Here is an 11,898-nt window from a genome sequence, read left to right on the forward strand (position 1 = left end):
CCTTGGTTCTGTGTCGCGGGGCCGGCTTCCCGTGGTTAAATCGGGGCCGCCGGATGTGGGCGCCAACCTTTCCTGTCTAGGTCTGCACAATGTTGAAATGGCTTCTGACCCTGAGCCTGGGGGTGATACTCCTGGGCCTGTTCCTGCCCCGCCAGCCGGGGCGGCGGCGGGGCCTGCCCGGGGATGTCAATCTGCGCCTGCGCGGCCGGGACTATTTCTTTCCCTTCGGCTCCACCCTGGTCTTTTCCGCCCTGCTGGCCCTGCTCAGCCGTTTTCTCTGAGGGCCGCCGCAACGGCGCCGGCCCGGGCCTGGTGGATGGCGTCGGGGATGCGGGAACGGTCGCCGGCGGCCTTGGCCACGGCCCCCGCATCGACGCTGCGGGCCGCCGCCAGGGCGGTGCGCAGGCGCGCCGGGCTGGCGTAGGGGCGCTCCTCCCAGTCCTTGCGGCCGTTGTAGTCGCAGGCGCAGGCGGCGAGCAGTTGCTCGAAACGCTCGGGGCGGCGGAAGGCGTCGGTCTTTTCCAATAGGGTGACCAGGGTCGCCGGCCGCATTTCCAGGCATTTGTGGATGTCGCCGTGGTAGCGGGCGGTGAGCAGGGCCAGGTCCCGGCATTCCACCGGCACCTTGAGGCGGGCGCACAGCGCCTCGCCCAGCTCCACGCTGCGGTGCTCGTGGCCGATGTGCCGGGGCAGGATGTCGGCCGGCGTGGTGCCCTTGCCCAGGTCGTGCAGCAGGGCGGCGAAGCGCACCGGCAGCGGCTCGCCGCGGCTGGCGGCGACGTCGATGACGCGCATGACGTGGTCGAAGGTGTCGATTTCCGGATGGTAGTCGGCCCGCTGGGGCACCCCGTCGAGCTTCTCCAGTTCGGGCAGGAGGCGGGCCAGGGCGCCGCAGTCCTTGAGCACGGCGAACATGCGCGAGGGCCGGGCCTCCATCAGGCCCTTGGCCAGTTCCTGCCACACCCGTTCCGGCACCAGGGCGTCCACCTCACCGTTGGCCACCATTTCCCGCATCAGGGCCAGGGTTTCCGGGGCCACGGAAAAATCGGTGAAGCGGGCGGAGAAGCGGGCCAGGCGCAGGATGCGCACCGGGTCTTCGACAAAGGCCGGGCCCACATGGCGCAGCACCCGGGCGGCAATGTCCCGGACCCCGCCGTAGGGGTCGGTGAGGCTGCCGTCCTCACCTTCGGCGATGGCATTGATGGTCAGGTCCCGCCGCGCCAGGTCCTGTTCCAGGGTCACGTCAGGCGCCGCGTGGAAGGCGAAGCCGGCGTAGCCCCGGCCGGTCTTCCTTTCGGTGCGGGCCAGGGCGTATTCCTCATGGGTCTGGGGATGCAGGAAGACGGGAAAATCCTTGCCCACGGGCTTGAAGCCCTGGGCCAGCATGGTCTGGGGATCGGCGCCCACCACCACGTAGTCCCGGTCCTGCACCGGCAGGCCGAGCAGGCGGTCGCGCACGGCGCCGCCGACGACGTAGATCTGCATGGGCGGGGTCAGGCGCCCACCTCGGCCCGGGCGCCGGCAGCCCATTCCTGCATGGCCGGCAGGGCCAGCAGGGTGTCCCGGTAGGCGGCAGCCAGGGGCGGCAGTTCGACGCCGTAGGTGTGGAAGCGGAAGGCCACCGGAGCGTACATGGCATCGGCCACGGAAAAGTCGCCGAAGAGGAAGGGGCCGGCCGCGGCGAAGCGCTCCCGGCAGGAAGTCCAGAGGGCGGCGATGCGGGCGATGTCGGCCAGGACCTCCGGCGTCTGGCCTTCACCGGGGCGGCTGGCAGCCACCTCCATGCTCATCTGTTGGCGCAGGGCGGCAAAGCCGGAGTGCATCTCGGCGCTGACGCTGCGCGCCTCGGCCCGGGCCTTGGGGTCGGCGGGCCACAGGTCCACATGGTTCAGGGAGGCTTTTTCGGCCAGGTATTCGCAGATGGCGAGGGAATCCCACACCGTCAGGTCGCCGTCGATCAATGCCGGCACCTTGCCGGAGGGCGAGTGGGCCAGGATCTGGGCCTTGGTGTCCGCCTGGCGCAGGCGCACGGGGATTTCCCGGAAGGGCAGCCCGGCCTGCTTCAGCAGCAGCCAGGGCCGCAGGGACCAGGAGGAGAAGTTCTTGTTGCCGATGACCAGTTGCAGCATGGATTCTCCTCCCGGGCGGGGGGCAGGCGTTCAGCGGCCGGCCTGGCCCCGGAACGTGTTGAACTTGGCGTTGGGATCGGCGGCCAGGTAGGTGGGGGCCACGGATTCCAGGGAGGCGGGGCACCAGCGGGCCGGGGTCTTGGCGCCGGGGGTGGCCACATTGTCCACCTGCATGGAACGCAGGTTGTCCGGGGACATCAGGGGCTTGGGCGCCAGCCACAGCAGGCCGGCCTGCAGGTAGGCCCAGCCTTCGGAGAGCTTGAACAGGGGCCGCTCCTTGCCGATCACCTTGCCGGTGTACTGGATCAGTTCGCGCAGGCTGTAGACACCGGGGCCGCACAGTTCATAGGTCTGGCCGAAGGTGTCGCTGTCTTCCAGGCTGTCCACGAAGGCCTGGCCCACGTCGTCGATGCACACCGGCTGGAAGCGGGCGTCGGGGAAGCCGATGGGGAACACCGGGGCCAGCTTGAGCAGCTTGGCGAAGGTGTTGAGGAAGGAATCGCCGGCGCCGAAGATGACGGAGGGACGGAACACGGTCACGTCCAGCGGGCCCTGGGCGGCCAGCACGATGGCTTCGCCGTCGCCCTTGGAGCGCAGGTATTCGGAGGGGCCCTTGGCGTCGGCCTTGAGGGCGCTCATGTGCACCAGGCGCTTGACGCCGGCCTGCTGCATGGCGGCGACGACTTTCCGCGGCAGTTCCACATGGGCCTGGGCGAACTTGCGGCCATAGGGCATTTCGCTGTCGCCGTGGAGGATGCCCACCAGATTGATCACCGCGTCCTGGCCGCGCATCAGGGCGAGCAGGTCTTCTTCCTTGTTGATGTTGGCTTCCACCACATCGACCCCGGGCAGGGGCAGCAGGTGCTTGGCCCGTTCCCGACGGCGGGAGGGCACGGTGATGCGGATGCCTTCGCGGGCAGACAGCAGGTTGGCAATGTGGCTGCCGACAAAGCCGCTACCGCCCAGCAACAGAATGTTTTTGATCGCCATGATTATCTCTGGAGTGTCGCTTTATAGTCTTTGCGCCGCGTCGTTGCCGACGCGATGCTCCCCTCACCTCCCGGCAACGCTGGCGCCGCCGGGAAACCCCGGATTTTACGGCAAATCTTCCGGTTTTGGCTGGTTCTCGCCACCGCTGCCCTTGGGCAGCACCACCCCCAGCCGGCTTTTCAGGGACTGGGGCCGGCCGTTGTTGAAGAGGGAGGCGTAGTAGACCGAGTTGCTCATCACCTTTTTCACGTAATCCCGGGTCTCGCTGAAGGGGATGGTCTCGGCGTAGATGGCCCCCTCGATGGGCTTGGCGGCCCGCCATTTCTGGGCCCGGCCGGGGCCCGCGTTGTAGGCGGCGGAGGCCAGCACCGGGTGGTTGTCCAGGCTTTCCATGACCATGCGCATGTAGGAGGTGCCGAGCAGCACGTTGGTGTCCGTATTGGTCACCTGGCCGTGGTCGTAGTCCTTGAGGCCGATCTTCTTCGCCACCCAGCGGGCCGTGGCCGGCATCAGCTGCATCAGGCCGGAGGCGCCGACGGAGGAGCGGGCGTTGGTGACGAAGCGGCTTTCCTGACGCATCAGGCCGTATACCCAGGCATCGTCCAGCTGCTGCTGGCGCGCCACGGGGCGCACCTGCTCGTCGAAGGGGGAGAGATAGCGCAGGCTGTAGTCGTGCTCGTTCTTGGTGCGGTCGGCGGCGGCGATGGCCCGGTCGTAGATGTTGCTGCGGCGGGCGATTTCGGCGGCGGCCAGCAACTCCCGGTCGTCCATGCCGCGCAGGGCCCAGCTCCATTCCTTGGTGCCTTCGAAGCGCAGGTTGGCGCGGAACAGGGCCAGGGCCCGGCGCAGGGCCAGGTTGTCGCCGACCCGGGCCAGTTCCTCCCGGCTCAGGGGGCGGGCCTGGGGCGGCAGCTTGATGGGGCGGCCCAGCTCGTCGTCCGCCAGGTTGCCGTAGAAATTGGGCTGGCCGGCGATGCGCTCGAACAGGGGCTGGGCCAGGTCGTTGCGGCCGGCGGCCTTGTAGGCCCGGCCCAGCCAGTAGGTCCAGCTGGGGTCGGCGGCCTGGGTCGGGCTCATGCCTTCGATGGCGTGGCGCACCAGGTGCCAGTCCTGGGCGCGCAGGGCGGCGCGCACCTTCCAGGCCTGGGCTTCGTCGGAGAGGGGCGTCAGGTCGCTGCCGCGGCGGTACCAGTCCAGGGCTTCCGGATAGTGGCGCTGGGCGCCCTGCCAGCCGATCTGGCCCCAGGCCCAGGCCCGGTCGGCCGGCGGCAGCTGGCTTTCCAGGGCATCCAGGCGCTGGGCGGCCATGGCCGGGTCGTTGCGGGCCACCCGCTGCAGCGCCAGCAGGGCCAGTTCCCGCTGCAGGCGCTGGCTGGTGCCGGAGAGCTTGACCAGGAAGGGCAGGGGCTTGTCCGTCACCTGGTCCCACAGCTTGCGCTCCGGGGTCTGGGCCACGGGCAGGTACTGGGCCGTGTTCCAGGCGGCGCCGAGCTTGTTGATTTCGAACTGGCGGCGGATGCGGGCCCAGACGTCGTCGGAATTGACCTTCTGGGCCGCCACCACGGCGTCCAGCACCGGGTTGCAGGGCTCGGGCACTTCCAGCAGGGTGCGGAACAGGGGCAGGGCGTCGTCCAGGGCCTTCGGGTCCTTGCGCGCCAGGCGGCTCTGCAGGCTGAGGCAGGCCAGGTCCTGGTCGGCCTGGGAAATCTTCGGGTACTCGGCCTCGAACTCGCTCCAGCGCTGCTGCTTGCCGAGCAGGCGCAGCCAGTCGCCGCGCAGCTTCTCGGCGATGTAGGTCTTGTCCTGGCGGGCGAGGAAATCGTTGAGGGCGGCGACGGTGTTGGCGTCGGCCTTTTCCAGCTGGGCGCGGATCTGGAAGTACTCCACGTAGGGCGCCAGTTCGTGGTCCCGCAGCTCGGCGGCGAGGCGGTCGAGACGGTTCAGGTCGCCGGCGCGGAAGGCGTCCCGGGCGGCGACGAACTGTTCGTCGCTACCGGCGCGGGCCGGGGCGTTGAGGCCGAGACAGAGGCCGAGCAGGGCGGAGCACAGGGTGAGGCGAAGGGCGAAGCGGGGGCGGGCTGGGGAAGGCGACATCGTGGTGTGATAATCTGGTTCGGCGTCTGCAGGGCAGGCGCTTGAGGCAAGGGGCTGGCGGGAAAAAATGCCGTCACGGCAGAGCCACTGGCAGCCCTTTGAGCATAGCACAGGCCGGGGCCCTGCCCGGCCTCCGCATCGAGTCAATTTCACCTTTCCCCATGACCGCCATCCCCTTCACCCCGCCGCCCGCTCCCGAGAACCGCAACGTCCTGCGCCAGCGCCTCATTGCCGCCCGCCGCGGGCTTTCCGCCGAGGCCGTGGCCCTGCTTTCCGAGGCCATCTGCGGCCACCTCATGGCCGGCTTTCCCGAACTGGAGGGCAAGGTGGTGGGTTTCTGCTGGCCGGTGCAGAACGAGCCGGACCTGCGTCCCCTGCTGCTGGAGTGGCAGTCCCGGGGCGGCCGCTCGGCCCTGCCGGTGGTGACGGTGCCCAATGCGCCCCTGGCCTTCCGCGAGTGGCGGGAGGCGACGCCCCTGGCGCCGGACCGCTACGGCATCCCGACGCCCACCGAGGGTCCCTGGCTGGTGCCCCAGGTGCTGCTGCTGCCGGTGAACGGGGTGGACCGGCTGGGCTACCGCCTGGGCTACGGCGGTGGCTTTTTCGACCGCACCCTGGCCAGCCTGGACCCCCGGCCCCTGGCCATCGGCGTCGGCTACGAACTGGCCAGGGTGGCCGACATCGGCCCGGAACCCCACGACGAGCCCCTGGACGCCCTGGTGACGGAAGCCGGCATCACTCGCTTCCGGCCCTGAGTCGTCGGCGTCGGCCACTGCCGGGAGAGGCAGGCGGGATGGGCGTCTTGAGATGGTGTGCCCGGTGAGCGCCTTGCAATCGGCCTCTCCCGGCAGGGGGGCGGAAGAATGCCGTCTTTCCTGCCTTCCCGGGTAGGCGCAAAGGAGCGCTGCCTGCCGCCCTAGGCCAGGCTTTGGCGCAGAGCCGCCAGGTAGCGCAGGCCGGCGATGGCCCGGCTGCCGTACCAGGAGATCATTTCCCCATCCACCGTCAGCACCGGGGTGCCGCTTGCGGCCGGGTCGGCGGCCAGTTCAAGGGCGTCCTTGTCGCGGAAAGGATAGGGCTCGCTCGGCAGCAGGATGCGCCCGGCCTGGCGGGCCAGGGCCAGGTCCACTTCCGGATAGCGTTCGGCGCCGTCGGCGGGCAGGCTGTCCCAGCCGGCGGCGGCCAGCATGCGGGAGATGTAGGTGTCCCGGCTGATGCTCATCCAGGGCTTTTTCCAGATCAGGTAGAGCACCGTCTCCCGGGGCAGGTCGGCCACGGCGGCCGCCAGTTCGGCCCGGGCCGCGGCGTAGTCGGCGCAGAGCCGCTCCGCCTCCCCTTCCTTGCCGAAGAGATGGCCCAGCAGGCGGTACAGGGCCGGATTGTCGTCCGGGCCCAGGGGATGGGTGACGACGATGTGGGGCACGAAGGCCTCCAGGGCCGCCACTTCCTCGCGCCGGTTTTCATCCACATTGACTATGACGTGGGTGGGGGCCAGGGCGCGGATCTTCTCCACGGAGAAACCCTTGGTGCCGCCCACCTTGGGCACGGCCTGCAGGGCCTGCCGCGGATGCACGCAGAAGCCGGTGCGCCCCACCAGCTGCGGGCCCAGGCCCAGGTCCCACAGCAGTTCGGTGATGGAGGGCACCAGGGACACTAGGCGCAGTTCGCCCCGGGCGGCGGACCAGGCGGGGTGCGGCTTGCCGAGGGCGTCGGGCCATTGCATCATCGGGCATCCATGAACGTGAAGGAGCAGCGATGCTAGCGCAAAAAATTGCCGTGGTGACGGGTGCCGCCCGGGGCCTGGGCCTGGCCGTGGCCGGCCTGCTGGCCGAGCAGGGTTGCCGGGTGGTGCTGGTGGGGCGGCGGGAAGGTCCACTGCAGGCGGCCTGCGCCGAACTGGCGGGACGCGGCCTGGCGGTGGCAGCCCTGGTGGCCGACGTCACCCGGGGCGAGGACGTGGCCCGGCTGGCCGCCTTCCTGGAGCGGGAATACGGCGGCGTGGACATCCTGGTGAATAACGCCGGGGTCTTCCTCGAACCCCACGATTTTGCCGACCCGGCCAGTGGCAGCCTGCTGCGGGTCGATCCGGCGTTGGTGGCGGCGACCCTGGAGGCCAACACCCTGGCGCCCCTGCGCCTGATGCAGGCCCTGGTGCCCCTGATGCGGCGGCGGGGCTGGGGGCGCATCGTCAATGTCTCCTCCGGCATGGGCCAGCTGTCCACCATGGGCGGCGCCTGGCCCGGCTACCGGGCCTCGAAGACGGCCCTCAACGCCCTCACCCGCATCCTGGCGGCGGAACTGGCCGCGGAAGGGGCGGCGATCAAGGTCAATGCGGTGTGTCCCGGCTGGTGCCGCACCGAGATGGGCGGCAGCGACGCCCAGCGCAGCGCCGAGGAGGGCGCCCGCAGCATCCTGTGGGCCGCCACCCTGCCCGACGACGGGCCCAGCGGCGGCTTCTTCCGGGACGGCCAGCCCCTGGACTGGTAAGGCTCAGCGCCGGGGCGGGGCGCCCGCCGGGGCTTGCTGCTCCCGGGGCGTCGGCTCCGGCGTGGCGTCCAGCTGGGCCTTGATGCGCGCCGTGATCTCGGCGGCGGGCATGGCGTAGGGGAACTTGGCGACAAAGCCGCTATCCGGCCCCAGCAGGTACATGCCGGCGGAGTGGTCCATCCAGTACTGGTCCGAGCCCGGCTCCTGGACCTTCTCGTAGCGCGCCTTGAAGTTGTCGGCGACGCCCCGCACCAGGGCCGGCGAACCGGTAAGACCGAGGATGCGCGGGTTGAAGAAGGCGACGTAGTTGCCCAGGACCTTGGGCGTGTCCCGCTGCGGGTCCACGCTGATGAAAATGGGCTGCACCCGCTTGCCCGCCTCTCCCAGCTGTTCCAGGATGGCCGCCATTTCGGCCAGGGTGGTGGGGCAGACGTCGGGGCAGGAGGTGTAGCCGAAGGTGATCAGCTGGAACTGGCCGCCGAAGTCCTGGTTGGTGACCACGTTGCCGTACTGGGTCTGCAGCAGGTAGCGGGGCTGCACGCCGACGGCGATGTCGTCGCCGCTGGCGGCCAGATGGCGGGCCGGGTTGAGGGGCTTGGCCGGGGCCTGGGCGGCGGCCGGCAGGGCAAGTGCGGCGCCCAGGGCCAGCAGGGCGAGCTTGAGACGGGCGTACTTCATGGTCAGCGGGCCACGGCGTCGGCAGAGGCCGGCGGCAATTGCTCAGCCAGGGCTTCGGCCTTGCGGGCCAGTTCCGGGGCGGCGGGGCAGGTGCCCCCCTGGCGCGAGCGCTCCAGGAAAGCATTCTGGGTGGCCCCTTCGAAAGCCTCGCCGTACTGGCGGGTCTTGGGGGCGCGCTGGATCACCAGCCCCTTGATCCGTGCCACCACCTCCTTCTGGCCGCAGGCCAGGGCGGTGCCGTTGAGGCGGCCCAGCTCGGTGAGGGCCTGCAGTACCGATTCGGGCGACAAATCCGCCGCCCGGGCGGGTTGGGCGGCCAACAGCGAGAGGGGCAGCAGGAGCAGGGCAAGACGTCGCATAGGGTCCTCGGAAGCAGGGAGAATGGGCGGATGATAGCCCGGCCCGGGGCCGCCTGATTTGATATAGGCCGGATTTGTCGCCGCCCCGGACCCCGCGGCGGCGGCGGGGCCTGTGGGATAATCCGCCCCATGTCTGCTCCCAACCTGCCCGCCGGCGCCCCCGAACTGGTCGCCGCCATCGAGGCGGCCCTGGCCGCCCGTCCCGAGGAACGCATCCTGCGCCTCAGCCACGAGGGCCAGTCCCTGGTGGTGAAGCGCGCCTCCGACCAGACCAGGGCCCCCTGGGTCACCTGGATCGCCGCCCGCATCGCCGGCAGCCTTTCGCCCCAGCCCCTGCCGCGGCAGTCCCTGGCCCTGTCGGACCAGGGCGGCCTGATCCGCATCGAAGCCCGCCGCCTGCGCAGCCTCCACGCCGCCGGAGTGAAAGTGCCCCGGGTGCTGGCGGAAGGGGCCGGCTGGCTGGCTCTGGAGGCGGTGGGCGAGACCCTGGAACACGCCCGCACGGACCGTCCGCGGCAGGAATGGGACGCCCTGCTGCTGCGGGCCATGGACGACCTGGCGACCTTCCACCGGGCCGGCCACTGGCACGGCGGCAGCCAGGTGAAGAACCTGATGCTGTGGCAGGGCGAGATTTACCGCATCGATTTCGAGGAAGACATCGGCGAGCACCTGCCCCTGGCCGTGGCCCAGACCCTGGACCTGGTGCTGCTGGTCAATTCCTGCCTGCTCCTCGACGATCGGGGCGAAGCCGCCTGGCAGGCCATGGGCGAGGCCCTGTTGGAGCGCTACTTCGCCGCCCACCCGGCGGCCGACATCCGCCGCTGCCTGCAGCGGGCCATGCTGTGGCTGCGCGCCATCACCTTCCTGGCTCGGCCCTGGCGCCACAAACGGGGCCGCAGCCTGCGCCGGGTGTTCCTGCTGCGCCGTTGCCTGGAGCGGGTGCTGGCCTAGTCCAGCAGGCCCCGGGGCTTGCGCGGGGCCTGGGTGAACAGGCGGTCGTAGAGCCAGTTGGGCAGGAGCCGCAGGACCTTCGCCACCACCCCCATCTGCCAGGGAATGACCGTGTAGCTGGTGCCCTTCGCCACCGCCCGGGCGAAGCGCCGCGCCGCTTCCGCTGCCGGCAGCAGGAAGGGCATGGGATAGGGGTTGATGGCGGTCATGGGGGTTTCGATATAGCCCGGGGCGATGGTCACCACCTTGATGCCCTTGGGCGCCATTTCCAGGCGCAGGGATTCTAGATAGGCGATGGCGGCGGCCTTGGAGGCTGAATAGGCTTCGGCCCCCGGCAGGCCCCGGATGCCGGCGACGGAGGCGATGCCCACCAGGCGCCTGTCGCCGCCGGCGGCGGCCATGGGCCCGATGAAGGGGGCGAAGGTGGCGGCCATGCCAAAGACGTTGGTGTCCATCACCTTGCGGAAAGCCGCCAGGTCTTCCGGGCATTCGCTGAGGGTGCCGACGGAGACGCCGGCGTTGGCGATGACGATGTCCGGGGCGCCGTGGCGGGCCGTGAAGTCGGCGGCGGCGGCGGCCAGGGCCGGGGCGTCGCTCACATCCAGGGCATAGGTGGCGTGGCGCCCGGGCAGGTCGGCCAGGAGATCCGTCAGTGCTTGTTGTCGGCGGGCCGCCAGACCAAGGGTGGCGCCCTGTTCGGCGTAGTGGCGGGCCAGGGCGGCGCCGATGCCGCTGGAGGCGCCGGTGATGAAGACCTTGAGGGATGCCATGGAATGTTCCGCAGGTGGATGTGAAATCGCCCGGAGGGCGGGGCCGTCCGGGCGATGGTGTGGGTCTGCCGGCGGGGCTTACTTCTTCTTGCCGGCCCGCTCGGCGCGGATTTTCTCGATCAGCAGGTCGGCGTTGCGCAGCACGTCCTTGAAGGCTTCGCCCTTGACCACGTAGCGGCCGTCCACCACCACCATGGGCACGCCGTCCACCTTGTAGGCCCGGGCGATCTGCTCGGCCCGGCTCATCTTGCTGTTCACGCCGAAGGAGGCAAAGGCCTCGGCGAACTTCTTGCCGTCGGCGCCCTGCTTGCCCACCCATTCCTCGGCGGTGCGGGGGTCGAACAGATTGACGCGCTGTTCGTGGATGGCCTTGAACACGGCTTCGTCCAGCTTGGCCAGGTCGCCGGTGGTTTCCAGGGCGTAGTACAGCTTGGCCACGTTGGTCCAGGCGGGGCGGCCGAAGGTGATGGGCACCTTCTTGAAGGTCACGTCCGGACCCAGGCGGGAGGCCCAGGCGTGGATCAGGGGGTTGAAGTCGGCGCAGTGGGGGCAGCCGTAGGAGAAGAACTCGATCACTTCGATCTTGTTGCCGCTGTCGGTGGCGATGGGCGGGTTGATCGCCTGGAACTGGGGCTGCTGCTGGGCAACGGCCGGCTGCAGGGCGGCGGCGGCCAGCAGGGCCAGGGGCGCCAGCCAGCGGCGCAGGCGGGAATACAGGGAAGCGGAGGTCTGGGTCATGGGGGTTTCCTTCAGTCCTTGTTCTTGACGATATTGGCTTCGACGCCGGCCTTGGCCAGCTCGGCGCGCACCTTGTTCACTTCATCGATCTTGGTGTACGGCCCCAGGCGCACCCGGTACCACACCTTGTCGCCCACCATCACTTGCTGCACGGTGGCTTCCACCCCCAACATGGCCAGACTGGCCTTCTGATTGTCCGCGTCGCCCGGCTTCTGGAAGGAGCCGGCCTGGAGGAACACGGGTTCCTTGGCGGCGGCGCCGTCCTTGGCCTCCTTCCCGTCCTTGCCATCCTTGGCCGTCTTGGCGTCGGGCTTGGCTTCCGGGGCGGGAACAGCGTCGGCGTTGCCGGGCAGAATCTTGTAGAAGTCGAAACGGGGCTTTTCCGGCACCGGGTCGCCGGGCTTGCCGGGCAGGGCCGCCGGGGCGGGGGCCTGGGTCGGTGCGGCCTTGTCCGCCGCCTTCTCACCCGGCTTGGGCAGGGCCTCCGGCGGCATGGGGGCGCCGTTCTGGGTCTTGTTCACAAAGGGCATCGGCGCCTTGTTGATGTACCAGGCGACGCCCAGGGCCGCCACCACCCCCAGGATGAGGCCGATAAAGATGCCGATCAGGGTGCCGCCGCCGGACTTTTTCCTGGCGGGGGCCTTGCGGGGTTTCATGTCACGACTCATGGTTCTCTGCTCAACGTATGGGGGCGGGGTTGGC

General features: G+C 70.0%; 14 protein-coding genes. 4 read left to right on the forward strand and 10 right to left on the reverse strand.

Features of this window, described 5'->3' with window-relative positions; genetic code table 11:
• The first annotated feature begins 89 nt into the window (after positions 1 to 89).
• On the forward strand, positions 90 to 281 hold the full coding sequence (locus EV678_RS12175; RefSeq protein WP_130459707.1) for a DUF2905 domain-containing protein: 192 nt from the start codon (positions 90 to 92) through the stop codon (positions 279 to 281).
• Here EV678_RS12175 and EV678_RS12180 read toward each other — a convergent pair.
• From EV678_RS12180 to EV678_RS12195, 4 genes are all read right to left on the reverse strand, one after another.
• Entirely contained in the window at positions 265 to 1,485 is a 1,221-nt protein-coding gene (locus tag EV678_RS12180) for a multifunctional CCA addition/repair protein (protein ID WP_130459708.1), read from the reverse strand. The two genes, EV678_RS12175 and EV678_RS12180, sit on opposite strands and share 17 nt — an antisense overlap.
• An 8-nt stretch (positions 1,486 to 1,493) precedes the next feature.
• Entirely contained in the window at positions 1,494 to 2,126 is a 633-nt protein-coding gene (locus EV678_RS12185; RefSeq protein ID WP_083834008.1) for a glutathione S-transferase family protein, read from the reverse strand.
• A 33-nt stretch (positions 2,127 to 2,159) separates the two neighbouring features.
• On the reverse strand, positions 2,160 to 3,119 hold the full coding sequence (locus tag EV678_RS12190) for a complex I NDUFA9 subunit family protein (RefSeq protein WP_130459709.1): 960 nt from the start codon (positions 3,117 to 3,119) through the stop codon (positions 2,160 to 2,162).
• Positions 3,120 to 3,224: 105 nt separating this feature from the next.
• Positions 3,225 to 5,213, reverse strand: a complete 1,989-nt coding sequence (locus EV678_RS12195; RefSeq protein WP_130459710.1) for a lytic transglycosylase domain-containing protein — start codon at positions 5,211 to 5,213, stop codon at positions 3,225 to 3,227.
• A gap of 161 nt (positions 5,214 to 5,374) precedes the next feature.
• Between EV678_RS12195 and EV678_RS12200 the strand changes: the two genes are divergently transcribed.
• A complete protein-coding gene (locus EV678_RS12200; RefSeq protein WP_014235792.1) occupies positions 5,375 to 5,968 on the forward strand; it encodes a 5-formyltetrahydrofolate cyclo-ligase in 594 nt (197 codons plus the stop codon).
• 161 nt (positions 5,969 to 6,129) lie between these two features.
• Here the strand turns inward: EV678_RS12200 and EV678_RS12205 are convergent, their stop codons facing one another.
• On the reverse strand, positions 6,130 to 6,939 hold the full coding sequence (locus tag EV678_RS12205; RefSeq protein WP_130459711.1) for a helical backbone metal receptor: 810 nt from the start codon (positions 6,937 to 6,939) through the stop codon (positions 6,130 to 6,132).
• A 29-nt stretch (positions 6,940 to 6,968) separates the two neighbouring features.
• Between EV678_RS12205 and EV678_RS12210 the strand changes: the two genes are divergently transcribed.
• A complete protein-coding gene (locus EV678_RS12210) occupies positions 6,969 to 7,700 on the forward strand; it encodes an SDR family NAD(P)-dependent oxidoreductase (RefSeq protein WP_014235790.1) in 732 nt (243 codons plus the stop codon).
• Between the two features lie 3 nt (positions 7,701 to 7,703).
• Here EV678_RS12210 and EV678_RS12215 read toward each other — a convergent pair whose 3' ends face one another.
• Together EV678_RS12215 and EV678_RS12220 are read right to left on the reverse strand one after the other, a co-directional pair.
• Positions 7,704 to 8,378, reverse strand: a complete 675-nt coding sequence (locus EV678_RS12215) for an SCO family protein (RefSeq protein ID WP_014235789.1) — start codon at positions 8,376 to 8,378, stop codon at positions 7,704 to 7,706.
• 2 nt (positions 8,379 to 8,380) lie between these two features.
• Positions 8,381 to 8,737 (reverse strand): hypothetical protein, encoded by a 357-nt coding sequence (locus EV678_RS12220; RefSeq protein WP_014235788.1) that lies wholly within the window; start codon positions 8,735 to 8,737, stop codon positions 8,381 to 8,383.
• Between the two features lie 129 nt (positions 8,738 to 8,866).
• On the opposite strand from EV678_RS12220, the gene EV678_RS12225 reads away from it, so the two are divergent.
• Positions 8,867 to 9,688 (forward strand): BUD32 family EKC/KEOPS complex subunit, encoded by an 822-nt coding sequence (locus EV678_RS12225; RefSeq protein ID WP_130459712.1) that lies wholly within the window; start codon positions 8,867 to 8,869, stop codon positions 9,686 to 9,688.
• On the opposite strand, the gene EV678_RS12230 is transcribed toward EV678_RS12225, so the two are convergent.
• From EV678_RS12230 to EV678_RS12240, 3 genes are all read right to left on the reverse strand, one after another.
• Positions 9,685 to 10,458, reverse strand: coding sequence for an SDR family oxidoreductase (locus EV678_RS12230; RefSeq protein ID WP_130459713.1), 774 nt, complete (start codon positions 10,456 to 10,458; stop codon positions 9,685 to 9,687). The two genes, EV678_RS12225 and EV678_RS12230, sit on opposite strands and share 4 nt — an antisense overlap.
• Positions 10,459 to 10,536: 78 nt before the next feature.
• Positions 10,537 to 11,196, reverse strand: a complete 660-nt coding sequence (locus EV678_RS12235) for a thiol:disulfide interchange protein DsbA/DsbL (protein WP_130459714.1) — start codon at positions 11,194 to 11,196, stop codon at positions 10,537 to 10,539.
• Between the two features lie 11 nt (positions 11,197 to 11,207).
• The gene (locus EV678_RS12240; protein WP_235832460.1) at positions 11,208 to 11,852 is read right to left on the reverse strand and encodes an SPOR domain-containing protein; all 645 of its coding nucleotides are present in this window, start codon (positions 11,850 to 11,852) and stop codon (positions 11,208 to 11,210) included.
• Positions 11,853 to 11,898: the final 46 nt, after the last annotated feature.

It is taken from the genome of Azospira oryzae (assembly GCF_004217225.1).
Taxonomy (GTDB): Bacteria; Pseudomonadota; Gammaproteobacteria; order Burkholderiales; family Rhodocyclaceae; genus Azospira; species Azospira oryzae.

Excerpts from the sequence above, each read along its gene's own strand:
- EV678_RS12240 (WP_235832460.1), bottom strand. The coding sequence starts at position 11,852 with ATGAAACCCCGCAAGGCCCCCGCCAGGAAAAAGTCCGGCGGCGGCACC.
- EV678_RS12210 (WP_014235790.1), top strand. The coding sequence starts at position 6,969 with ATGCTAGCGCAAAAAATTGCCGTGGTGACGGGTGCCGCCCGGGGCCTG.
- EV678_RS12225 (WP_130459712.1), top strand. The coding sequence starts at position 8,867 with ATGTCTGCTCCCAACCTGCCCGCCGGCGCCCCCGAACTGGTCGCCGCC.
- EV678_RS12180 (WP_130459708.1), bottom strand. The coding sequence starts at position 1,485 with ATGCAGATCTACGTCGTCGGCGGCGCCGTGCGCGACCGCCTGCTCGGC.
- EV678_RS12235 (WP_130459714.1), bottom strand. The coding sequence starts at position 11,196 with ATGACCCAGACCTCCGCTTCCCTGTATTCCCGCCTGCGCCGCTGGCTG.
- EV678_RS12190 (WP_130459709.1), bottom strand. The coding sequence starts at position 3,119 with ATGGCGATCAAAAACATTCTGTTGCTGGGCGGTAGCGGCTTTGTCGGC.
- EV678_RS12220 (WP_014235788.1), bottom strand. The coding sequence starts at position 8,737 with ATGCGACGTCTTGCCCTGCTCCTGCTGCCCCTCTCGCTGTTGGCCGCC.
- EV678_RS12205 (WP_130459711.1), bottom strand. The coding sequence starts at position 6,939 with ATGATGCAATGGCCCGACGCCCTCGGCAAGCCGCACCCCGCCTGGTCC.
- EV678_RS12200 (WP_014235792.1), top strand. The coding sequence starts at position 5,375 with ATGACCGCCATCCCCTTCACCCCGCCGCCCGCTCCCGAGAACCGCAAC.
- EV678_RS12215 (WP_014235789.1), bottom strand. The coding sequence starts at position 8,378 with ATGAAGTACGCCCGTCTCAAGCTCGCCCTGCTGGCCCTGGGCGCCGCA.
- EV678_RS12195 (WP_130459710.1), bottom strand. The coding sequence starts at position 5,213 with ATGTCGCCTTCCCCAGCCCGCCCCCGCTTCGCCCTTCGCCTCACCCTG.
- EV678_RS12175 (WP_130459707.1), top strand. The coding sequence starts at position 90 with ATGTTGAAATGGCTTCTGACCCTGAGCCTGGGGGTGATACTCCTGGGC.
- EV678_RS12230 (WP_130459713.1), bottom strand. The coding sequence starts at position 10,458 with ATGGCATCCCTCAAGGTCTTCATCACCGGCGCCTCCAGCGGCATCGGC.